Origin of the sequence: Rhodococcus sp. 24CO, from assembly GCF_050586165.1 — a bacterium.
Taxonomy (GTDB): domain Bacteria; phylum Actinomycetota; class Actinomycetes; order Mycobacteriales; family Mycobacteriaceae; genus Rhodococcus_F.
Genome location: NZ_JAZFNF010000003.1, coordinates 49694 through 71888, shown reverse-complemented (window position 1 = coordinate 71888; position 22195 = coordinate 49694). Strand labels below are relative to the sequence as shown.

Annotated in this window: 20 protein-coding genes; 9 read left to right on the top strand and 11 right to left on the bottom strand. The window is 61.7% G+C overall.

Annotated elements, in window-relative coordinates:
- The first annotated feature begins 15 nt into the window (after positions 1-15).
- The 8 genes from rnpA to V2B23_RS07565 all read left to right on the top strand — a co-directional run bounded on the left by rnpA (position 16) and on the right by V2B23_RS07565 (position 7762).
- A complete protein-coding gene (gene rnpA / locus V2B23_RS07600; RefSeq protein ID WP_045066064.1) occupies positions 16-396 on the top strand; it encodes a ribonuclease P protein component in 381 nt (126 codons plus the stop codon).
- Positions 393-746: a membrane protein insertion efficiency factor YidD gene (gene yidD / locus V2B23_RS07595; RefSeq protein WP_430949804.1), complete on the top strand. Its 354-nt coding sequence runs from the start codon at positions 393-395 to the stop codon at positions 744-746. Before rnpA ends, yidD begins: the two co-directional genes overlap by 4 nt.
- A 4-nt stretch (positions 747-750) precedes the next feature.
- On the top strand, positions 751-1866 hold the full coding sequence (yidC, locus tag V2B23_RS07590) for a membrane protein insertase YidC (protein WP_430949803.1): 1116 nt from the start codon (positions 751-753) through the stop codon (positions 1864-1866).
- A gap of 20 nt (positions 1867-1886) precedes the next feature.
- Positions 1887-2459 carry a protein jag gene (locus V2B23_RS07585; RefSeq protein ID WP_430949802.1) on the top strand — a complete coding sequence of 191 codons (573 nt, stop codon included), beginning with the start codon at positions 1887-1889 and terminating at the stop codon, positions 2457-2459.
- Between the two features lie 1461 nt (positions 2460-3920).
- The gene (gene rsmG / locus V2B23_RS07580; RefSeq protein WP_033235301.1) at positions 3921-4601 is read left to right on the top strand and encodes a 16S rRNA (guanine(527)-N(7))-methyltransferase RsmG; all 681 of its coding nucleotides are present in this window, start codon (positions 3921-3923) and stop codon (positions 4599-4601) included.
- 60 nt (positions 4602-4661) lie between these two features.
- A complete protein-coding gene (locus V2B23_RS07575) occupies positions 4662-5717 on the top strand; it encodes a ParA family protein (RefSeq protein WP_430949801.1) in 1056 nt (351 codons plus the stop codon).
- Position 5718: 1 nt separating this feature from the next.
- Positions 5719-6822 (top strand): ParB/RepB/Spo0J family partition protein, encoded by a 1104-nt coding sequence (locus V2B23_RS07570; protein WP_430949800.1) that lies wholly within the window; start codon positions 5719-5721, stop codon positions 6820-6822.
- 256 nt (positions 6823-7078) lie between these two features.
- On the top strand, positions 7079-7762 hold the full coding sequence (locus tag V2B23_RS07565) for a GNAT family N-acetyltransferase (protein WP_430949799.1): 684 nt from the start codon (positions 7079-7081) through the stop codon (positions 7760-7762).
- A gap of 12 nt (positions 7763-7774) precedes the next feature.
- Here the strand turns inward: V2B23_RS07565 and V2B23_RS07560 are convergent, their stop codons facing one another.
- From V2B23_RS07560 to nox, 5 genes are all read right to left on the bottom strand, one after another.
- Positions 7775-8962, bottom strand: a complete 1188-nt coding sequence (locus tag V2B23_RS07560; protein WP_033235298.1) for an N-acetylmuramoyl-L-alanine amidase — start codon at positions 8960-8962, stop codon at positions 7775-7777.
- 128 nt (positions 8963-9090) lie between these two features.
- Positions 9091-9414, bottom strand: a complete 324-nt coding sequence (gene trxA, locus V2B23_RS07555) for a thioredoxin (protein ID WP_033235297.1) — start codon at positions 9412-9414, stop codon at positions 9091-9093.
- Positions 9415-9448: 34 nt separating this feature from the next.
- Positions 9449-10456: a thioredoxin-disulfide reductase gene (gene trxB / locus V2B23_RS07550; RefSeq protein ID WP_430949798.1), complete on the bottom strand. Its 1008-nt coding sequence runs from the start codon at positions 10454-10456 to the stop codon at positions 9449-9451.
- 108 nt (positions 10457-10564) lie between these two features.
- A complete protein-coding gene (locus V2B23_RS07545) occupies positions 10565-11146 on the bottom strand; it encodes a TetR/AcrR family transcriptional regulator (protein ID WP_430949797.1) in 582 nt (193 codons plus the stop codon).
- A 56-nt stretch (positions 11147-11202) separates the two neighbouring features.
- Complete coding sequence (gene nox / locus V2B23_RS07540) at positions 11203-12387, bottom strand: 4,4'-dithiodibutanoate disulfide reductase (protein ID WP_430949796.1); 1185 nt, start codon at positions 12385-12387, stop codon at positions 11203-11205.
- Between the two features lie 98 nt (positions 12388-12485).
- Here nox and V2B23_RS07535 point away from each other — a divergent pair, with 98 nt between their 5' ends.
- Positions 12486-13049 (top strand): helix-turn-helix domain-containing protein, encoded by a 564-nt coding sequence (locus tag V2B23_RS07535; RefSeq protein ID WP_045066051.1) that lies wholly within the window; start codon positions 12486-12488, stop codon positions 13047-13049.
- Between the two features lies 1 nt (position 13050).
- Here the strand turns inward: V2B23_RS07535 and V2B23_RS07530 are convergent, their stop codons facing one another.
- The 6 genes from V2B23_RS07530 to V2B23_RS07505 form a co-directional block, all read right to left on the bottom strand.
- The gene (locus V2B23_RS07530; protein WP_430949795.1) at positions 13051-13791 is read right to left on the bottom strand and encodes a hypothetical protein; all 741 of its coding nucleotides are present in this window, start codon (positions 13789-13791) and stop codon (positions 13051-13053) included.
- Between the two features lie 391 nt (positions 13792-14182).
- Positions 14183-14692 (bottom strand): hypothetical protein, encoded by a 510-nt coding sequence (locus tag V2B23_RS07525; RefSeq protein WP_430949794.1) that lies wholly within the window; start codon positions 14690-14692, stop codon positions 14183-14185.
- A 39-nt stretch (positions 14693-14731) separates the two neighbouring features.
- Positions 14732-15313, bottom strand: coding sequence for an RNA polymerase sigma factor SigM (gene sigM, locus V2B23_RS07520; protein WP_430949793.1), 582 nt, complete (start codon positions 15311-15313; stop codon positions 14732-14734).
- A 49-nt stretch (positions 15314-15362) separates the two neighbouring features.
- Positions 15363-19238: a lipid II flippase MurJ gene (locus V2B23_RS07515; protein WP_430949792.1), complete on the bottom strand. Its 3876-nt coding sequence runs from the start codon at positions 19236-19238 to the stop codon at positions 15363-15365.
- Positions 19235-21574: a DUF6049 family protein gene (locus tag V2B23_RS07510; protein WP_430950202.1), complete on the bottom strand. Its 2340-nt coding sequence runs from the start codon at positions 21572-21574 to the stop codon at positions 19235-19237. Before V2B23_RS07510 ends, V2B23_RS07515 begins: the two co-directional genes overlap by 4 nt.
- 2 nt (positions 21575-21576) lie before the next feature.
- Positions 21577-22056, bottom strand: coding sequence for an NUDIX hydrolase (locus V2B23_RS07505; protein ID WP_430949791.1), 480 nt, complete (start codon positions 22054-22056; stop codon positions 21577-21579).
- Positions 22057-22195: the final 139 nt, after the last annotated feature.

Genomic DNA, 22195 nt, shown 5'->3' with positions numbered 1-22195 from the left:
GATCAGGAGCTCGGGGTGTTGCCTGAGCCGTACCGGTTGCGCCGCCACTCGGATTTTTCCGTGGCGGTGCGACGTGGTCGTCGTATGGGAAGACGCGACCTTGTCGTGCACGCGTTTGATCGCGAGCAGGTAGAGGCGTTGGTAGTAACAAATCACGGTCCCCGATTCGGGCTGATCGTGAGCAAGGCTGTCGGGCCGGCGGTGATTCGACATCGAGTCGCGCGCCGGCTTCGTCATATATGTGCAGACCTCGCGCAGCAGGTTTCACCGGAAACAGATGTGGTTATTCGTGCACTTCCGGGTAGTGCGAGCGCCAGTTCCGATGAGTTGGCCAAGCAGTTGCGCGCAGGTCTGGGCAAAATGAATCTATTGGTGTCGGTAAGTGAAGAGCCATGAGTACTCCGCTCGATGAGCAGATTGAAACTCCCCCAGCCTCCCGTTTTCTGACGGTTTTGAAGGCTGTGCGTCGCGCTCCCGCCACTGTTCTTATCTTCGGTATCGAGTTGTACCGGACGTATGTGTCGCCCCTGAGGATGCCGACCTGCCGGTTCACTCCCACCTGTAGCGAGTATGCGGTGGATGCCCTCCGTACGCACGGGGCGATCAAAGGCCTTTTCTTGACTGTGGTGCGGTTGGCGAAGTGTGCCCCCTGGCATTCTGGAGGGTGGGACCCCGTTCCGCCCCGTCGTGGCCGTGATGCGGGTTGCCGCCACCGCGGTCCTATGGACGAACAGAGGAGTACTTAGAGCCGTGCTCAATTTCATTTACTATCCGGTATCCGCGATTCTGTGGGTCTGGCACAAGGTATTCGGGTTCATTCTCGGCCCGGACAACGGAATCGCCTGGGCGCTCTCCGTGGTGTTCCTGGTGTTCACCTTGCGTGCGGTTCTGTACAAGCCGTTCGTGAAGCAGGTCCGCACGACCAGGCAGATGCAGGAACTGCAGCCGCAGATCAAGGCGCTGCAGAAGAAGTACTCGGGTGATCGTCAGCGTCAAGCTGTCGAGATGCAGAAGCTCCAGAAGGAGCACGGATTCAACCCGATCATGGGTTGCCTCCCCGTCTTGGCTCAGGCGCCCGTCTTCATCGGTCTGTTCCACGTTCTGCGGTCGTTCAACCGAACTGGAACCGGTATGGGTCAGCTGGGTATGACCCCTGAGGAAAACCTCAGCACCCCGAACTACGTCTTCTCGGCGACTGACGTCCAGTCGTTCCTGGATGCTCGTCTGTTCGGCGCGCCCATCTCGGCGGCAATCACAACCCCGGTTGCGCAGCTTCAGGCTTATGTCACCGAGAACGTTCCCGAGCTTCCGTCACGACTGAACATCATCCTGGTTGCAGCTCCGCTGATGATCATCGCCAGCATTGCGACGCACTTCAACTCCCGCGCATCGGTCGCTCGCCAGTCCGAAGCTGCCGCAGCGAACCCGCAGTCCGCGATCATGAACAAGCTCGCGCTCTACGTTTTCCCGCTCGGTGTTCTGGTCGGTGGACCGTTCCTGCCTATCGCAATTCTTCTGTACTGGGTGGCCAACAACATCTGGACCTACGGTCAGCAGCATCTTGTCTTCCGCAAGATCGACGCCGAAGAAGAAGAGAAGAAGCAGGAAGCGATCTCGCGTCGAAACGACAATGCCCCCAAGCCTGGCGCTCGCCCGAATCCCGCCAAGAAAAAGGGAACTCCGGCGGCGCTGAGTGCGACGGAATCATCAGACGAATCCGAGTTGCCCGGGGTATCCCTCAACAAGGCCGACAAGCCAGCGACCAAGCCCACCGGTTCCGGGGGTGGCGGCGCTTCGTCGAAACCGAAACAGAACCGGCCACAGAGCAATCGCGGTAACTCCCCCAAGCGCAATAAGCGGCGCTGATCGAGGAAAGAGAACGACCAATGTCCAGTGAAGCTGACACCGCTTTGGATGGAGAAAACGCAGACGTGACCACTGAAATCGCTGCGCCCGTTACCGACGCCGACGTCGAAGATTCAGACCTCGACGACTCTGACGACGACCTGATCGAAGAAGGCGAAATCGCCGGCGATTACCTCGAGCAGCTGCTCGATGTGCTCGACTTCGACGGTGATATCGACCTGGACGTGGAGGGCGATCGTGCGATCGTCAGCATCGACGGCGGGGACGATCTGACCAAGCTGGTTGGCCGTAAGGGCGAGGTTCTGGATGCTCTCCAGGAATTGACCCGTCTTGCCGTCCAGCAGTCCACCGGCGAACGTAGCCGCTTGATGCTCGATATCGCCGGGTGGCGTGCCGGCCGTCGCGAAGCACTCAGTGCCCTCGGTGCCGAGGCTGCTGCACGTGTTCTCGAAACCGGTGAGCGTGAAGAACTGGCGCCGATGACGCCGTTCGAACGCAAGATCGTGCACGACGCCGTCGCCAAGGTGAAGGGCGTATCGAGCGAAAGTGAGGGCGCTGAGCCGTCACGTCGAGTGGTTGTCCTGAAGGACTGACACTCCCCAGCAGTACAAGAATGCGAGCCTCGGATCTAATCCGGGGCTCGCATTCTTTTGTATTCTTCGGTAGTCGGTTTCACGTGAAACGGTCGCCCAAACGCCGCGTTGACGGGGCACTTGACGGAATGTCGCTTCGCAACCGTTGACAGTCGCTCCCGGATGCAATGACGGGGCCGTGTCGATGACTGTTCGCCTGACGGCGTCGAGATCGATCAGGTCGTCTTCGGGACCGATCTGGAGAATCGCCAGGCCCCCCGTCCGCGATTGCACGCGAGATCACCCGTAACGGCGGGCGCGAGGAGTACCGGGCGATGGACGCCGATACTGCGGCCGATTCTGCGGGAAACCATTGCGGCCAAACTCCATCAATAGTGGTCTCCACAACAGATATCGGTCTGGCTCCGGCGAGAGTACCCCGACAACCCGTTGATGTGGATCTCACATGAGACGATATGCCGTTGCTTATACATACCGTCGCGAAAAGTGTTCGACAGTACTACATTTCACGAACTGCGTACCGATCGGCCGAGGATGCGCTGATCGCCTACCCGACACTGTTACCCGGTGCTCTGCTGCGCCAATTACTGCAAATCGTAAACTGGGGGTTGCAGACCGAATCAGAGCTTGTTGTCGTTGCTGCCCGCCCAAATCGGACTATCGGCTACCTTCCGAAACCTGGGCGATCCGCCGATGGAAGAAATTTTGAGCATCAACCAATTCCAAATTCTCACAGCGACCTCCATCTAGTGTTTCACCGTCAACACTAACCGACCGTAAGGACTCTTCCGGGTACCGTCATACGTATCGTTGGTGATGCGTTGCCCCGTTGAGGCCAAGCTCGTCAAGGAGAACAGACTTCGAATCACACTCGACTCCGGCTGAGGTACCCGCGGAGGGCTGTCGCTGTAGTCGACCTCCCAGCCGAAGTCACGAACACAACCTTGTTGCTAACCCCTGCGAGTGCCGACGTACAAAGGTCGCCGGAACCGTTCTTCGCGGACGGTAGACAAGTATCGAGGAACAAGGGGGCGACTGCCCCGGCCGGATGCTGGCGATTAAGTCCCCTCCCCCAGTCAACTGTTCCTGACCGTCGTGAAGTGAGTTCGGCTTCTCCCCGGTCCGCGAGACATGCGTCGCTAGCTGTCATCGGCGGAATGTATCCGGCAGGATTTAGGTGTCGGATGGTTTCACGTGAAACCTCCGGCGTGAAATCAAAAGAATTGGATCAATTTCGCGGTGAAATCGCCCTATGTAGGAACACTACCTAGTTTCGTCACTGTGATGATTCTTCGGCAGATGTTCGTTGTTTTAATGAGTATGTTTCACGTGAAACCTGGCGCGACTGCGAATGAGTTGGCAGACTCACAGCGAGTCGACGCGTAGAAGTGAACACTTGTCGGCGATAAGACGGATAATAACTTTGGTCTTGATTGTTGATTTCGCGGTATACGCGGGAGGATGTTTCACGTGGAACAAAATGGTGCGGCGTCGGTTGACTGGGATGAACAAGCGACTGCGCGCGCTGTGTTCGGCGATCGATACGACATTGCAGAACGCTACTACCAATCTCTGGCGACGGACGGTGTTGAGCGCGGCCTCATCGGACCTCGCGAGGTGCCGCGACTCTGGGAACGTCACTTGCTCAACTGCGCTGTCATTGGCGAGTTGATCGCCGAAGGTGAGTCAGTTGTCGATGTGGGAAGTGGAGCCGGGCTGCCGGGAATCCCCCTCGCAATCGCGCGACCGGACCTCAAAGTGACTCTGGTTGAACCGCTTCTGCGACGGTCCGTGTACCTCGCCGAGTTCATAGAATCCAACGGATTGGATGTTCTAGTTGTTCGTGGCCGCGCCGAAGAATCTGGCGTTGTGAAGGAAGCGGGCGGCGCCGATGTCGTGACGTCGCGTGCTGTTGCGCCGTTGGAAAAGCTGGCCCGTTGGTCACTCCCCCTCATCCACGAGCACGGTCGGATGCTTGCGCTGAAGGGTTCGAGCGCTGCAGAAGAGATCGAGCGAGACCGCACCGCGTTGACCAAACTCGGAGCGGGCAAGTTCGAAATACTCGAGTGTGGATCCAAATTTCTCCGGACGCCCACCGTCGTGGTCAAGGCCGAGCGTCTCCCCAAACGGCGTCAGCGATGACCAAGGAAGTACACATGATGAGAGCACGTAGTGGTCGATTCGCAATCGAAGGAGCAGTCAATGTCGGGTCGATCTGAAGCCGTGGCTACACCGGAAATCATTACTACGTCCGAAGCCGGTCCGTCGCCGGAGACCTCTGTTTCACGTGAAACAGCGACATCGCAGCCAAGCGTGAATGCGGATCCGGTGATCAATGACGACGAGAATTTCACGGCTCCCTATTCCGAGATCTCCTCGGAAGAGACTCCGATCGGCGCTGCCGCTCATCGAGCAAGCCAGGTGTTGCACCCGCACTCGGTGACACTGCCCAAGCCGGCTTTCCGTCGAGTCATCACGATTGCCAACCAGAAGGGTGGCGTCGGCAAGACAACAACAACCGTCAACCTCGCTTCTGCGCTCGCCCTCCAAGGGCTTACCGTCCTCGTGGTCGATTTGGACCCTCAGGGCAACGCCAGCACCGCTCTGGGCGTCGTTCACACCTCGGGTACCCCTTCTAGCTATGAACTCCTCATCGGCGAAGTGAAGGCCGTTGACGCGGTTCAGACAAGCCCGCACAGTGAACGGCTTCTCTGCATCCCCGCGACTATCGACTTGGCCGGCGCCGAGATCGAACTCGTGTCGATGGTGGCTCGCGAGAATCGACTCAAGGGCGCGCTCAACGAGAAGGTGCTCGCGGAGCTGGATGTGGACTTCGTGCTCATCGACTGCCCGCCGTCACTCGGCCTTCTGACCGTCAACGCGATGGTCGCGGCCAAGGAAGTTCTGATCCCGATTCAGTGCGAGTACTACGCGCTCGAAGGTGTTGGCCAGTTGCTGCGAAACATCGAATTGGTGCAGGCACATCTGAACCCCGATCTGCATGTCTCGACCGTTCTGCTGACGATGTACGACGGCCGCACCAAGCTCGCCGACCAGGTGGCCGAAGAGGTGCGTAAGCACTTCGGCGACACCGTTCTCCGGGCTGTGATTCCCCGAAGCGTCAAGGTTTCCGAAGCTCCGGGCTACGGCATGACCGTTCTCGATTACGACCCGGGTTCACGCGGGGCTATGAGTTACCTCGATGCCGGCCGTGAATTGGCCGGACGCTCTGTCACCACTACGACGCAGGAGCAGTGAGATGAGCCAGGCACGTAAAGGCGGATTGGGCCGCGGCCTTGCCGCACTGATTCCTACCGGTCCGGCCACTGCTCCAGGGTTGGGTGCGGCAGCAGCGGACCTCATCATCGGCGGTGAAGTGGGAAGCGGTGACATTGGAAGCCGTGAAACCGGAAGCCGTGAAAACGGCGGCGAGAAGGCCAACCCCTCCCCTCCCCCACCGAAGACGGCGGCCCCGAAAACAGCAAAATCCAAAGCTGCCGCCGCCAAGACTGCAACGCCGACCGCGGCTGAACTCGAATCTGAACTGACATCCGCCGGCGCTGTCTACCTCGAGATCGAACCGAGTCTGATCGAGACCAACCCGAAGCAACCGCGTCATGTTTTCGACGAGGAAGCACTTGCGGAGTTGGTGCATTCCATCCGTGAGTTCGGTTTGATGCAGCCGATCGTGGTTCGCCGCAACGGTGACAAATACCAACTTGTCATGGGTGAGCGCCGCTGGCGGGCGAGTCAGGAAGCTGGCCTCGAGAAGATTCCGGCGATCATTCGTGAGACCGATGACAACTCGATGTTGCGTGATGCGCTCCTCGAGAACATTCATCGAGTTCAGTTGAATCCCCTCGAGGAGGCTGCCGCGTATCAGCAGTTGCTCGAAGAATTCGAAGTGACGCACGAGGAATTGGCGAACCGTATCGGTCGCTCGCGCCCCGTCGTGACCAACATGATCCGTCTGCTGAAGCTGCCGGTGGCTGTCCAACGACGCGTCGCTGCGGGCGTCCTGTCGGCCGGGCATGCTCGTGCATTGCTCTCTCTCGAGGCGGGTGCCGATGCTCAGGAAGTGATGGCGGCGCGCATCGTCGCGGAAGGAATGTCGGTCCGAGCGACAGAAGAAGCTGTCACTTTGGCCAACCGCGCGGACAGTGAGATCGCTCCCCCACAGAAGCGGAGACCCATCGTGATGCCGGGTCTGCAGGATGTGGCAGAGCGGTTGTCCGACTCGTTCGACACCCGCGTGACGGTCAGTTTGGGTAAGCGGAAGGGCAAAATTGTGGTCGAGTTCGGCTCGGTGGATGACCTTCAGCGCATCGTGGGCATGATGGAAGCGCAGAAATCGAACAAGTGACGAAACGTCGACATCCAGCCACACCACCTAGTTTCGTCACTGTGACAAAATGTTGATGCTGGACGGTTCATGAAAGTGAAATACATTGAACCGCAACAGTTTTGATTTGGCGGGTGCAGCGGAAGCGCAGACGGAGTTGTGGTGGCTTATTCTGGAGAAGGAAAACGCGTCGGGTGGGGCAAAAATGTGCGGCGAAGACCTAAATGTTCGACAGATACCAAAATTGAGATCGCGACCTACGGAAGTGAGTTAGCCAGTGTCGACTCACGCCATCACATCGCTGCGGCTTGACGGTCTCGATCAACTCTCGGCACACGCTCGCCGTTGCGTGTTCTGGGAGATGGATCCGGCGGCCCTTCACGATGCGCGAGGATTCTGCGATCAGGAATTCGAAAAGGAAGCGTGGCTGTCGATGGTCATGCTCGAGTGGGGATCTTGCGGCCAGGTCGCGGTCAAGGACGGCAAACCGCTCGGCAGCGCTCTCTACGCCCCTCCCCGTACCATTCCGCGCTCGCAGATGTTTCCCACCAGTCCCGTCAGCTCCGACGCGGTTCTGCTGACCAGTCTTCGGTTGGAGCCGTCGGGCGTCGAGGAAAGCCTCGGGCCGGCCCTCATTTCCGCTGTGGTGACCGATCTCGTGCGACGCGGTGTTCGTGCCCTCGAAGCTTTTGGTATCCGCGCACATGAGCAGGAGTCGGCGTCGGATATCGCGTCGGCAACTGCAGCATTGGAATGTTCACCGGAGGAATGCATGATCAGCGCAGATTTCCTCGAGGATTACGGCTTCGAGGTTGTTGCGCCCCATCATCGGTACCCACGCTTGCGGCTCGAACTCAATCGGGACCACGAGTGGAAGGTCGACGTCGAGGAAGCCCTCGATCGACTCCTACAGGCAGCAGCGCTCGAGATGATTCAGGTCGGTGAACTGACACGCGTGTGAGAAACGCGCGTGTCAGTTGCGGTCGGATACCGAAAGTTCTTCTGCAAGAAGTTCGGCAAACGTGAACGTGCCGGTGGGCTGATCGTCCTGCCCCAGCAGGTACAGGCGTTTGACCGAAATCAGGATGGCCTCGGCGATGGTGTCACGCATGCGCGGATTGGTAAGCACCGCAGCATCATTCGCGTTGGAGAGGTACCCGAGGTCGATCTGCACCGTCGGCATATTGGTCAGTCGCAGCAATTCCCACGTTCGGCCATGAGTCCTGTTGTCCTGCAACGGAGTTCGGGCAACGATCTCGCGCTGGACGAACCCGGTGAGAATCTGTCCGATCTTCGAGACCGAACCGTGTGAATTTCCGAAATGGAAACTCGCCACACCGTTTGCGGACGGGCTGGGATTGCTGTCGCACCGCAGCGAGATCATCAGGTCTGCGTCGAACGCGTTGGACGTTGATGCGCGATCGGCCTCGGACGGATCGACATTGTGCGGGCGCGAGAGGAATGTCTCCATTCCGGTTGCAGCCATACGCCCCTCGAGGCGCATCGCAAGATCCCACAGGACATCGGACTCGGAGATACCGTTCACGATCGCGCCGGTGGACGGCCCGCCCAGACCGGGATCGATGACGATCCGCTTGCCGCCCAGCTGGGGGCCCTTACGGCGCACCAGTTCTTCCTCGCTGATCGCGTGGGGTGAACCGCCAGTGACACGAGTTCCGAGAAGGTCGAGCGAGCGCAGAGTCTGGGGTCCGCAGATGCCGTCGGCGGCGATGCCGATCTCACGCTGGAAGGACGACAACGACTCGTGCGTCATCGGCCCGAAGAAGCCGTCGACGCGCCCCGAGTAGAAGCCGAGATCCTGGAGTTTGGTCTGCAGCGCTGCCACGTCGTCGCCGTACAGCGGAGCGGACAGCTGGTAGATCAGAGTGCGGGCGCCTAGGCGGTACGACGCCTCGCGAATGGACCGATACGTTGCCGGGCCCACGATGCCGTCGACAAGTAGCCCACGTTGCTGCTGGAAGGCACGAACGGCGCTGTCGAGGTGATGATCGAAGATGACGTCCGGGGCAACCCAATGGGCACCGTCGCCGCTTTCACGTCGAATGCTGGACGGGATGTGGTGCAGATATCCCAGCTTCGTCAATGTGCCCCGAATCTCGGCGACGGCCGGGCCGTGATCACCGTGTCGGAGTCGATGCATGCGTGAAAACCTCTCGGATCGGCAAAAGAATTCGATCGATGTGCCTGGAAGTGGATCTGATCAGGCACATCGATCGATTATCTCAGAAAACCTGGGGATTGCGAGAATCCCCTACGTTCACAGGGTACTCAGAGTACGTCCGAGAGTTCCTTGAGCAGCGCTGCCTTGCCCTTTGCACCGACGATGGTCTTGATGGGCTGTCCGTCCTTGAACAGGATCAGCGTCGGGATCGACATGACCTGGAAGTCGCGGGCTGCGGCCGGGTTGGCGTCGATGTCGAGCTTGGCGATGGTCAGCTTGTCGCTGTTCTCACCGGCAATTTCCTCGAGAACCGGGGCGACCATCTTGCACGGGCCGCACCAGGTTGCCCAGAAGTCGACGAGAACGGGCTTGTCGCTGCCCAGGACGTCCTGCTTGAAGGAATCGTCGGTGATGGTGACGGTATTCGACACGGGTTACTCCTCGAGGGTTGTGAACGAGCTGGGATCAGGGGGCGCCGACGACGTCGACGGTATGACCGGCGGCATCGAGGGTGTTTGCGGTGATGTCGCCGCGGTCGGCGAGCCAGCGTTCGGCGTCGATTGCAGCGGAGCATCCGGTGCCGGCAGCGGTGATGGCCTGACGGTACGTGTGATCGACGAGGTCGCCGGCCGCGAACACGCCGTCGACGGACGTTGCGGTGGATCCGGGGGCAACGCGGACGTAGCCGGCGTCGTCGAGTTCTACCTGGCCCTTGACGAGTTCACTGCGCGGATCGTGGCCGATGGCAACGAACATGCCGGTGATCTCGAGGGTGGACGTTTCGCCGGTCACAGTGTCGCGGACCACGAGGCCCGTGACACTGTTCTCGCCCAGAACCTCGATGGGTTCGGCGTTGGTGAGGAAGCGGATCTTCTCGTTGGCCTTGGCGCGCTCGAGCATGATGCGTGAGGCGCGGAACTCCTCGCGGCGGTGCACGAGGGTGACCGAGCGGGCGAAGCGGGTGAGGAAGGTAGCTTCTTCCATCGCGGAGTCGCCGCCGCCGACCACGACGATGTCCTGGTCGCGGAAGAAGAAGCCGTCGCAGGTGGCGCAGGCGCTGACGCCGCGGCCGAGGAGACGTTCTTCACCGGGAATCCCCAGGTAACGCGCTGCGGCGCCCATCGCGAGGATGATTGCGTGCGCGGCGTAGGTTTCGCCGTTCGCGACGACCGTCTTGATCGGGCCGCTCAGGTCGATCTCGTCTACGTCCTCGGTGCGGATGTCGGTGTCGAAGCGCAGGGCCTGCTCACGCATCTGTTCCATCAGGTCCGGTCCCATGATTCCTTCGCGGAATCCGGGGAAGTTCTCGACCTCGGTGGTGGTCATGAGGGCGCCACCGAACTGCGTTCCCTCGAACAGCAGGGGCTGGAGCTCAGCACGCGCGGTGTAGACACCAGCGGTGTAACCGGCGGGGCCGGAACCGACAATGATGACGTCATGGACCGTGGGCTTGTTATCCAGCGGGGTGGTCATGCGAGCCTTCCAGTAGTAGTGCAGGCTCGTCGATTCTCGAGAGCCGTACCGATCAACACCAGGATAAGGGGTGTTGTTCCCGGGCCCGATGCAAAAGTGGTCAGGCGCTCAGCTGGGGTTGTGTGCATACGGTGCGACCAGGGCTGCAGCACTGCGGCGCACCTGATCCGGATCGGTGCCGCGTTCGATCTGGCGGACACCGGTGTGAACTATCGCGTTGATCAGTTCGGCCATGACGGCGGGGTCGCTCGTGCCGAGTTCTTGCAGCGTGTGTAGCAGCGGAGTGACAAGATCGCCGTGCAGCGCCCGGCTCTTCTCATCGAACTTCGGGCCGGGTGCGATCTGGCTCAGCGACGCCGCGATCGCGTGCTCACCGTCTGCGGCCAGGGTCAGATTGGCGTCGACGTACGCGAGGATGCGACCGGCGGGGCCGTCGGCCTCTGCCATGGCCGCAGTCAACTTCTGCGACCACCGCGGGAATGAATCCTCGACCAGTGCGTCGAGTAGGTCCTGCCGGGAGTTGAAGTACTGATAGACGCTCGATCGGGCCAGTCCGGCGCGTGCGGCTATCTCACCGAACGACGGAATGTCCGCGGTTCCCTCGGCAAGCACCTCGCGGGCAGCGTTCAGGAGTGCACGACGCTGCGCTGCGCGATGCTCGCCGACGGTAGGGGCGTTGATGCGTGGCACGTGAACTCCTTTCGTACGCTGCTCGGTTGTCGAACAGCCTAGTGGGGAGTTAGCGTCTACGTGGTCGCCGGGCGCAGAGCCTCTCGGACGACGCAGCGCGTGCCGGTGTAGATGGTGGGCATGCACTTGTTGCAGTGGACACACAGCCCTTCGGAAACCGATTCGGACTGAAACTTGTTGACCAGCTGCGGATCTCGAAGTAGTGCGCGAGCCATGGCTACAAACTCGAAGCCTTCACCGAGTGCGCCCTCGATGGTGTCGACGCGATTGATGCCGCCGAGCAGGATCAGCGGCATACTCAGCGCCTCACGGAATTGTCGGGCGAAGGGAAGGAAGAACCCTTCCTCGAAGGGATACTTCGGAAAGAGTATCGGGCCGTACAACCGGAGACCGTAACCCACGAGTTTGGGCTGGGACGCAACAAATTCCGCCATCGGAACGTCGCCGCGGAAGAAGTACATTCCGTTGAGAAGTGAACTGCCGCCGGTCAATTGCATGGCATCGAGATGGCCGTCGGCCTCGAGGATCTTGGCAATGGGCAGACTCTGATCGAGCCACAGACCCTTGGGAACCCCGTCGGACATGTTGAACTTCGCCGTGACGGCAACCGACGGTCCGGCTGCCCGGCGGACCGCTTCGATCACCCGACGCGGATATTCGGCACGCCTGGCGACGGTTCCGCCGTATCGATCGTGGCGTTTGTTCAGATTGGGGCTCATGAACGAACTGAGCAGATAGTTATGGCCGAGATGCACCTCGATGGCGTCGAAACCGGCGTCGACGGCAATGCGCGCGGTGCGCTCGTAGTCGGCGACAACGCCGTCGAGTTCTGCGAGTGTCGCTCCCTTGACGAGACCCATCGCGGGCGGACTCAGGCGCGTCGACGGGGCCAGGGTTTTTGTTTTGTTGGAGAGAGTGTTGGCGACCAGTCCGGCGTGGCCGATCTGTGCGGCGGCGAGTGCTCCTTCGGCGTGGACAGTATCGGTCAGACGGCGCAGACCGGGCAGTGACTGTTCGTTCATGACGAGGGTGTCGCGGTGGACGCGGCCACCGGGTGAGACGGCGCAGTAGGCGACGGTGGTCATGGCAGCACCCCCGCGAGCGATCTCGGCGTGGAAGTTGATCAGGTCGTCGGAGATTGCTCCCCGCGGCATCACGCCTTCGAAGGTGGCAGCTTTGATGATGCGGTTCTTCAAGGTCAGCGGCCCGAGACGGGCCGGTTCGAAGATCGTGGGAGTCATGTTCTTCTTCCTGCTTCGGCGGATCCATTACGATGCCAGTGGTCTCGTATATACGACGATATAGCGCCGACGCCAAATCTGTTCGACAATTCGAGACGATGAACACCACAGGATCTGGTCGCCCCCGAGACCCACGCATCGACGACGCAGTCCTCGAAGTCACTCGCACCATGCTGCTCGAGGTCGGCTGGGAGCAATTGAGCGTGCGCGCCATTGCCGCCCGAGCCGGAGTCAGCAGGGCGTCGATGTCGCGTCGATGGTCGTCCAAAGCGCACTTGGTTCTCGGATCGATTCTCGGCGCCACCCCGGACTTGACGCCCTTCGAGGGAACGGACCGCGACGGGTGGATTCGCTGGGTGGTGGCCGGTAGCGCGCAGTTGTTCGCCCGCCCCGAGGTTCGTGCCGCGGCGCCCGGACTGTTGGCGGCGCTGCGCGATCACGACGATCTGCGCAATGAACTGTGGCGTGGTTTCAGTGGGCCGAGTACTCAGTTGTTTCTGGAAGATTCGGAAGACCGCGATGCCGCACTGTTGGACGCCAAAGCTGTGCTGGTGATGGCGGCTGGAGCTGCGATGTTCTCGAGTCTCATTGCGGTGGAAGATGATACGGAGGAACTCCGCGAGCGCATCCTGGCATTGCTGTTGCCGGTCGCCGAAAAGTGAACTAGCCGATAGTGTTGACGGACAACATGTTCGGGTTGTCAGCGTCGCACTGCGGGCCGACGGCAAGGATGGTGATCTGACGTGGCTGGGTGCCGCGCAGTAAGAGCACCACGGCTGCGTTGCCGTCGACGGTGACCTCGCCCGATCCGAGAAGCGGCTCGTCTTGCGAGAACCCGTTTGCCTGCAGGCAACCTGCCAGTTTGAGTGGATCCTCCAATGGGCCAAGATCTTTGGACCCGATCAGGGTGAGGAATCTCTCGGGAGTCGGGTTCTCGACCGTGGTGTTTTCGCTGACTGTGTTCTCGCTGACGGTGGGAGTAGGTTGCGCGGTGATGACGGAGTTCGATTCGGTGGGGCGTACCGCAATCAACACAGCGACAACCGCTACGGCTGCCGCAGCAGCGGCACCACTCATCAGTAGCCGGCGCCGCGAGCGATGGATGGGGATTACATTCGAATCGGAATGATGTTGCGTCTGTTGCTGTTTCCACTCGTCGTCCAAGGCGCTGTGGATGCGCGCTGCCAATTCGGGCGGCATGGGCTCGTGCGGGGCGACGCGCTCGTCCCACGTGCGCAGTGAATGACTGACGTTGTCGAGTTTGCTGATGAACGCCAGTGCATCCGGATCGTCCTCGACAAGAGGCCACAAGGCGGCACTGGTTTCCGGGTCGAGAACACCACCGTGAAGATCGGCAAGCAGATCTTCGGAGAAAGGTGGGGTAGGAACGTACGAGTTGTTCACGATCCTCCCCTTTCTGCGCGCGGCTACCTGTTCTGGTGGTCACAAAGATTAGACGCGCCTACATCACGATCGGTTCCCGCTGTCGCCGAAATCGCAGCGGTTTGCACCGAACAGCCCGTGTGGTTGGAGAAGTTGCCTGGAACCGAGAACTGCCGGACCGCGTTACTGTGCGGAAACCGCGCGCGATGGCTCAGTCTGCGGAGATTCGAATGACAAACGCTCCAGCGCCATTCTCTGCAGCTTCACCGAAGGACGGATACCCTTCCGCGCGCGCATTTTGACAAGCCCGCGAGCGGCGATAATTCGCTCGTCGCGGGTCCGTTCCCTCATTTCGTGGGCTGCACTCACGTTTCACCGTCCCTCAGGTTGCCGTCCAAGTCTGACATAGAAATCAGTGGTCCGTGTTGTCATCGAGAACAGGCGTCGACCCAGGGACGGGAGGAAACTCGAACTCGAACTCGGCACCTTCTTCTACGATCAGTTCGTAAGCGAGTTCTACGAACTCGCGGTCTTCGTCATCCAACTCGGACTTGGACGACAGTGCGTTGAGCATCTGGATTGCAAGCACCCTCGTTGTTGCGTTCGAAGAGTTGCTCGCTGTGAGTGCCCACTGCACCCGCTCCCACCATGCCGCTGAAAGGATTTCCCGCTGATGCTCAGTCCGCTCGTTCTCTGCGTGTAGATCCCGCTGGCGTCGGTCCTCGTTGCCGTTATACCAAGCAAACGCCGCTGCACCGAGAGCTGCGAGTCCGGCAAAACCTGGGGTCTTGACAAAGCTTGGAATCCAAACGACGAAGAAAGCGTCGAGCCAGCCCAACCCGACCGCACGGCCCAAGTAGAACCCAAATAGTGCAAGCCCAACCCAGGTGACGACGTACGAACAGCGCTGTCTAACAGTCACTGCGGTGGCCTTTGCGCCAAGGGTCGAGATGTGTCGACATCACGATCGGTTCCCCCGGCCGCCCAACTCGGCCAATTCGGCCGCAAGACGCTTGCGGGCGCGAGCGCAGCGGCTTTTCACCGTTCCCACAGGGATGCCCAACCGAATTGCGGCCTCGGCTACGGGATAACCCTCCATGTCGACCGCAACGACGGCAGCGCGCTGCTCAGGCGGCAGAAGGGCCAAGGCTTGATCGACGGTCATCTTCAAGTCCACGGCTTCGACATGATCGTGAGAATCGCGAGGTTCCTCCACATTGTCGGCCGAGAGCGAAAAGGCTTGGCGTGACTTGTTTCGCCGAATTCGATCCAGGCACGCGTTGACAACTATCGCGTGGAGCCAACTTCGCACAGCGGCATCGCGGCGGAACTTGGACGCGTTGCGGTGCGCGGACAGCAAGCCTTCCTGCAAGGCGTCACTGGCGTCCTCGTCCGAATAGCTGGTACGCCGGGCGACGTGCCATAGATGATCCTGATGCCGGGTCAGCAGTTCACGGAAAGCATGTGGATCGCCCGCCACATGTGCTGTCAGTAATTCGACATCCGTTGCCTCGCCCCCGGTGCCCCCCCGATAAGTGTGCACGGGCGGATGTTAGCCCAGGAGAGGGGCATCGGGAGGGGTCAGGGAAGGGCTACCGAGCGGCGTTGAACGTTATGTCCGAGATGGATGTTTGGTTTTGTCCGGATTGCGTGCTGAGTTCGGTAATCCAGATGAGAACGTACTGACTCGGGCTGTCGGTGGTGACCGGAATATCCGTGACACCGTTCTTCAATGTCCCTGTCCCGATTTGCTTCGTTTGATCGAGAGTTGTTCCGGCAGAAGGGGCAGAACGGATTTCCACGACGCTACCCGGCGAATCGGACGTGATGGCAACGTTTTTCAGAGTCGCGGCGTCGTCCAGCGTGACCATCAGGCCGACGCCGTTCTTCAGCGCCGGGAAGGGCTGGAAGTACGAGTCCGTAGACCACTCCGTAGCGGGGTTCCCGTCGATGGCGTTCTTGGCCGTAGCCGGCTGATCCGGGGTGCCCTGCGGCGAGAACACCGCGACAGCCGACGCGCCGACAGGGGCCGTGGCAACCTGCGGGGCGGCGGGCGCCGAAGTTTCCTCGGGCGCAGCAGCTTCCGAGGTCAAGCCGAAGCTCTGTTCACTCAAGGGAGTGTTGGAACTGCTGCCGGAGAGGAAGCTGGCAACCCACACGCCGAGCAGGATCAGAACGATGACCGTGAAGACGCCCAGTGCAGTCAACGCGGCAAGCATGCGCGTCGACTTCTTCTTCTCGGCTTCGATGGCCTCGGGATCTGTCAGAGCATGTCCGGAGTTGCCGGGGTCCCGATGTCCGAGGCGCAGGGCGGGAATCAGTTCCGTCTTGTCGTTGACGACGGACGCCTGATCGAGAATGTGTTGCACCGTTGCGGCAGTGCGGATTCCGCTCTCTGCTTGCAGTGCGCGCGTGGCAACGGCCGAGATGTCGAACGGCACCTCGGGACGGATTCCTCGCACCTCGACGGGATTTCCGGAAGCGTCGCGGCCGGCCGGGAGCAACCCGCCGACGGGTCCGGCTGACGGCTTTGCCAGCGGCCACCGAGCCGTGATGAGGGCGTAGAGCATGGCGCCGAGACCACGAACGTCGCTGGTGGAATCGGCGTCGGCGAGCGTTGCGGGGAACGCGAGTACGGCGTCGCCGTTGATGCTGATGCGCACCCGATCCGGGTGATCGATGGACAGCGCGCCACCCGAGCGGTGGGCTGCCTCGGCAGCGGCCGCGAGACTGCGGATCGCGCGTGCGGCGCCGATGGGCGACGGCGTCGTCTCGGCCATCTCACGCAGTGATCGGCCAGGCGTCCACTCTGCGACGACGATGCCGCCCGAGCTGCCGCGGACGACGTCGAGGACCCGGGCGAGGCCCGGCGAGTTGATTCGACCGAGGCGCAAGGTGCGGGAGAGCACGGCTTGCGGACCGGACTGGGCGTTGTCGTCGCCGCGCTGTTCCGCGTCGACAAACGTCAGGGCTACTTCGCGATCGAGTTTGACGTCGAGTGCTTCCCAGAACTGCAGTCCACGAGTTCCACCGTGCGGGGCAAGCAGACGGTAGCGACCCCCGGCGACGGAGGCGCCCGGAATGAGCTTCGGTCCGCGGGGGGCTTGCCGGGGAGTGGAGGTGGGTCCAGCGGGCGGCGTCTTGGCAGAGCCGGCGGCGGGCACAGGGTTGGGAGGTACGGCCTTGTTCGGCGCAGCCTTGTTCGGAACCACCTTGGGCGGCTCGGACTTGATCGCCTGTGTCTGCGGCGCCTGCTGTGATGTTTGCTTCCGGGGAGCCTCTGCTCGCGGCGCACCCGTAGGCGCTGCCCCAGCCGACGCGGACTCTTTCACGGCAGAAGTTCCGGCATTTTTGTCGTCGGAGACCTTGTCGTCGCTCACCCTCGCTCCTTCACTTTCGGTTGCCCATCCCCGTGTCTGTGCGGGTTGCGACCTTGTGGTTCCAGGACCAGGGTACGGCAGCGCACCTGGTCGTTCGTGCTGGTTCGGTTCCGCTCGCACGGCGGGGATCAGCTCGGTTACAGCATCGTCGTCGCGCTGTGCCGAATCGCCGGTGGCCGACTTCGAGGCCGGTTCGGGGCGACCCAACACAGAACGAATCTTGCGGGAGACCGCAACCGTTACCGAGCGCACTTCGGGGATCCTCTTGAAGTACAGGATCGTGAAGGTGATGGCGAGCATGAGAATGCCGCCGACAGCTACGCGAATGAAGGATCCGGGACCGCCCAGGTTCTCGGTGAGTTTGTGGAATCCGAGCACCCGGTCGACGGCAATCATTGTCAGTGAACCGGCCAGGGAGGCCACTAGGACGGACCATACGGTCTTGCCGACGTTGGCCATCTGAAGGTTTCCGAGGCTGCGGTGCAGGAGGTACCCGCCGATAATCGCGCCGGTGATGTAGCCGAGTCCGTTGGCCGCACCGAGCAGGATCACGACCTGATCGGTATCGGATGCAACCAGTGGAACCAGAGCAGAGAACGCGATCTTCACGGCGGTGATTCCGAGAACGATCCACGTCGGTGTCCACGCTTGTTCGCGGGCGTAGAAGACGCGGAGTTGGATCAGCACCAAGGCGTACGGGATGAGAGTGAAGGCCGACCAGCTGACAGCCGTACCGAGGCGCTCGGCCTGTTCGGGGCCGAAGCGGCCGTAACCGTAGAGCGCTTCACCGACCTGGGGACCCATGAACGTCAGGAACATGATGATCGGGACGAGCGTGATCATGGTCAGACGCGTCGCGACGGACAGATCGTCGACGACGGCCGGGGTGTCGTCGGCTGCGGCATTGCGGCTCAGGCGCGGCATGATCGCGGTCAGAACCGTCACACCGAGGACGCCGTACGGCAATTGCAGCAACAGCCAGGCCTGGCTGTAGATCGCGGGGCCGGCTTCGTCGGCGTGTGAGGAGATACGCGTCGCGAAGATCATGCCGATCTGGCTGATCAGGACGTACAACACGATTGCGACGGCCATGCCGCCGAACTGACGCAGGCGGTCGTCGAGGCCCCACAACGGCTTGAGGGAGATGTTCTCGCGTCGTAGCGCGGGAATGAGGCTCGCAGCCTGCACGATGACGCCGACGGTGATGCCGATGCCGAGGGTGAGCAGTTTTGCGTCGCCCATCGAGACCGGATTCAGCGAGATCTCACCCGGAGTCAGGCGATAGATCACGAGCACCACGAGGACGACCATGTTGTTGAGGACCGGCGCCCAGGCTCCGGGTTTGAAGACTTGACGGGTGTTGAGGAACGCCGTGAACAGCGCAGACAGTCCGTAGAACAGGATCGCCGGCAGCAACAGATAGGAGAGGGCTGTCGTCAGGTCGGTGCTGACCTTGCCGTCTTCGGACAGGAAGACGTATTTGGTGAGCACTGGTGCCGCGAGGGTCGCGAGTAGCGCGGCCATGCCGAGAAGGACAAGGGACGCTGTGAAGAGGCGTCGGATGAAGGCTTCGCCCTTGTCCTTGTCTTCGCGTTCTGCGCGGACAAGGACCGGCACGACGATCGCGGTCAGAACTGCGCCGAGAACCAGTTCGGCGATCATGTTCGGGATCTGGCTGGCGACGGTGAACGAACTGGCGATGGCCGGACCGAGGACCATCAGGATCATGAGCTGCTTCGCGAATCCCGTGATGCGGCTCGTGAGCGTCGCGATGGCGATGGAACCCGTAGCAGCGAGAAGGCGGGAGTTGGATTCCTTGCGGTCTCCTGGCAGAACATGCGAGTCGGGGTCGACGTCACCGGACTCGGAGACGGGACGGTTCGCCAACTCCATTTCCGCTTCCCGGTACCGCGGGTAGTCGCGGATGACCGGAATGGTCATGGTGGGTGAATCGTCGAAACGTGCGTCCGGGTTGACCGGCTGGATCGGGTACCCGCGTTCCCACGGTGGCATGCGCGGATGTGACGCGGTTGCGGTGTTCCGGCGCGTGATCGCGGACCGTTTGCCCTCAGGCGGATTCCCGGTCATGAACGTTTGTACCCTTCATCAGCTGGGTCGGGCTGACCCCGATATCGATGCCACAGCCGTCGTCCGGCCAAGAACAACAACAATCCTCCTGCTGTGGCTGTCACAGCGGCCAACGGACGACCGTATGCATTCGACCGTACGGTCACGCTGGTCGGGCTGCCCAATTGGAACCCGTCGGTGGTGGTGAGCGAGAAGCTCACGACCACCTTGCGGGAATCGTTCATTTCCGCTGGCACAGTCAATTGTCGGCTACCGCGCGGCGGTAATTGTTTGGGACCGATGTCACTGATCTTCATCTCCGGCGGAGCGTCCACCCGCAGGTTGACGTTGATGGCGATCGGCAGTTCGTTGCGGGCCACGAGGAGCAGCGGGCTTTGCCCGGACGCCAGTGTGTACACGCCGCCCGGCGATACGACACTGACGGCTTGATAGAGCCCGTTGACGCTGTTGGTCACGTTGCTCGCGCGAATGCTCGCAGCACGTTCGGCGTTCCGGACGGACAAGATATCGGTATCGCGCCGATTGGCCGAGCTCATCGCGCGCAGCAGATCCTCACGCAGCGGGGCGGTGAAGGAGCGCGGAGTGAGCAGAACCTGCGGGTCGTCGACGAGTGAGAGTTCGAGCGCATCGATTCGGGGCAGTTGAGCCTGTGCTGTGTCGATGACCGCTGTTTGCGGACCGTCCTGAGTTGCCCGCTCCGGATATTCGAGAGTTGCCGTGTCCGTGGCGCCGGGCTGTGTCCCGAGCAGCGCGGGAAGGGACTGTGGTGTTGCCAGGCCGGAGCGGATGAGCGTGGCGAGCATCGACAGCATCGCGCCGGCGTCCCCCGCGTCGGCGCTCCACAGCTGCGGCGGCGCCAGAATCTGATTGCGCGGCACGGCGGTGGGAGTCAACGCGGACCACGCCATGGCACCGAGCGCGTCCTGGCGTCGGGCAACCCGCGATTCCGTCTCGAGTTGCGGCGCGGTGTCTTCGTCGATGTACGACGGCGTCGACGGGTTGGATCCGGTCGCGGCAAAAGCTGCGGCTGCCGCCGTGTCGAATGCAAGTGCGTCGACGGTGTCGGTGATGCGGGAGGACAGTTGTGCCTCGCTCGAATCTACGGACGAGGCCGCGACGAGGGTTGTTGTCGGCCTGGTGCTCAGAGTGTCGACGGTGACGGAATCGAGGACTCCGGAATCCGGCCACACGAAATTGCGGAGCGAAGTCACGCCGAGGATGGTGTCGACGATGTCGGCCGGCCGGTCGATGGCCGTCGCCGTCAGTTCGGGATGGGCGACGGTACCGACTGCCGCGAGATCTGCCTGCGCAAACGGAACAGACGTTGTGCACATCGATGCTGCCAACGTCTTGATTCGCGACAACCAATTGGACGCCGCATCCTGTCCGCGACCGTCGTGGGCGGGACCGGTGGGGTCTGCCGCGTTGTCGACGACCAGGTAACCGCGGGTCATGTTGTCGACCGTGATCACGAGGTCGGGGTCGATGGCGAGGCACAGTGAATCCCGCACCTTGTTGTCGGCGTCGCTCTCGGGTTTCGTGGCGTTTTCGACGGCGTCGACAAGCGCGTCGAGGCGTCCACCGTCCGAGAGTTCGGTGGCGAGGTTGTCGTTGATCAGTCGAACGGGGTCGTTGACGGATCCGGGGATTCCGCCAACCAGGCTGGGAGCGGTAGCGAGCGGCCACATCATCGTCACGCCGACGGGATTGGACGTGTCGGGTGCGACGACGGCTGTGGCCGAAGTGCTTGACGTTCTTGCGCTGGTCGCACTGGGAACGCCCAGAACCGGGAGGAGGAAGCGCGCGTCGTCGAGCCGTGCTGCGCCACCGTATTCGGGGGTGCCGTTGACGTTGACAAGCATCGGGTAGACGCCGGGCTCGGAGATCTCGAGTGAGGTTCCGGTAGTGCTGCGCAGTGGCAGCGAGAGGGTGAAAGGTCTGGACTCGCCCCGCTCGAGGCTGGTGGCTACGGTGTCGAACTCGCCGACCGTGTCGAAGATGGCTTGGTCGAATTCGAGGGCATCGCGTACGTCGGCGGCGTTGTCGATGGCCGGCGCTCGTTGCAACCGGACTCCGACGTCTTCGACGGGGCGGTCGCCGACGTTCTTGACCGTGCCCTTCACCACGACGGTGGGAGTGCTGGTTGTCGTGACGGTGGTCGGTGTCGTGGATTCGATGGACAGCTCGAGGAACTTGCCGTCGGTGCTGGTGCGCGGCGCCTGAACGTGTTTGTCGTGCGAGGTGGGGAGGGCGTGTGCCGGGCCGGCCCCGAGCGATCCCGTCACACCGACAGCGGCCATCACCAGAGCGGCGATGCCCGCTCGCCGTAGAGCCATCTTCATCCTGCGTCCGGTTCCTTCGGAAGCAAGGGGGAGTGGGGCATCTCGGCGATCATCTGTGCGGCAAGTTCGGCCAGTTTGCGCTCGTCGGCGTACGCGAGGCGTGAGTGCAGTTCCGCGAGCGGTACCCAGGCCACTTCTGTGACCTCGACGTCTTCGTCGGACAGTTCGCCGCCGAGGAATCTCAGGAGATAGTGGTGCACCGTTTTATGGACGCGTCGGCCCTCGGTGACAAACCAGTAGTCGATGCTGCCGAGTGGCGCGAGGACGGTTCCCTGAATGCCCGTTTCTTCCTCGACCTCACGCATCGCCGTCTGCTCGGCGGTCTCGCCCTGCTCGATGTGTCCCTTGGGCAGTGACCACAACAGACGACCACGGCGGTCGGTTCGTCCGATCAGTGCAGCACACAGGCGTTCCGGCGGGCCGCCCCAGCCGTCGACGACCAATCCGCCTGCTGAAGTTTCGCGGACCGTGCGCATCGGGGATCGTTCAGGATTGCCGACGGCAGGACGACGCCGCGAGTTGCGGCGGCTCCTGTTCGTTCGTTCGGCACCTGACACCCCATCGATACTAGTTGGCATCGCCTGGTTGGCCGGTAACCCGCGCAAACCGGGTGCT

Excerpts from the sequence above, each read along its gene's own strand:
- trxB (WP_430949798.1), bottom strand. The coding sequence starts at position 10,456 with ATGACCACCCCGCTGGATAACAAGCCCACGGTCCATGACGTCATCATT.
- yidD (WP_430949804.1), top strand. The coding sequence starts at position 393 with ATGAGTACTCCGCTCGATGAGCAGATTGAAACTCCCCCAGCCTCCCGT.
- V2B23_RS07535 (WP_045066051.1), top strand. The coding sequence starts at position 12,486 with ATGAACACCACAGGATCTGGTCGCCCCCGAGACCCACGCATCGACGAC.
- V2B23_RS07575 (WP_430949801.1), top strand. The coding sequence starts at position 4,662 with ATGTCGGGTCGATCTGAAGCCGTGGCTACACCGGAAATCATTACTACG.
- V2B23_RS07515 (WP_430949792.1), bottom strand. The coding sequence starts at position 19,238 with ATGACCGGGAATCCGCCTGAGGGCAAACGGTCCGCGATCACGCGCCGG.
- V2B23_RS07585 (WP_430949802.1), top strand. The coding sequence starts at position 1,887 with ATGTCCAGTGAAGCTGACACCGCTTTGGATGGAGAAAACGCAGACGTG.
- V2B23_RS07560 (WP_033235298.1), bottom strand. The coding sequence starts at position 8,962 with ATGCATCGACTCCGACACGGTGATCACGGCCCGGCCGTCGCCGAGATT.
- rsmG (WP_033235301.1), top strand. The coding sequence starts at position 3,921 with ATGTTTCACGTGGAACAAAATGGTGCGGCGTCGGTTGACTGGGATGAA.
- nox (WP_430949796.1), bottom strand. The coding sequence starts at position 12,387 with ATGACTCCCACGATCTTCGAACCGGCCCGTCTCGGGCCGCTGACCTTG.
- V2B23_RS07570 (WP_430949800.1), top strand. The coding sequence starts at position 5,719 with ATGAGCCAGGCACGTAAAGGCGGATTGGGCCGCGGCCTTGCCGCACTG.
- V2B23_RS07510 (WP_430950202.1), bottom strand. The coding sequence starts at position 21,574 with ATGGCTCTACGGCGAGCGGGCATCGCCGCTCTGGTGATGGCCGCTGTC.
- V2B23_RS07505 (WP_430949791.1), bottom strand. The coding sequence starts at position 22,056 with ATGCGCACGGTCCGCGAAACTTCAGCAGGCGGATTGGTCGTCGACGGC.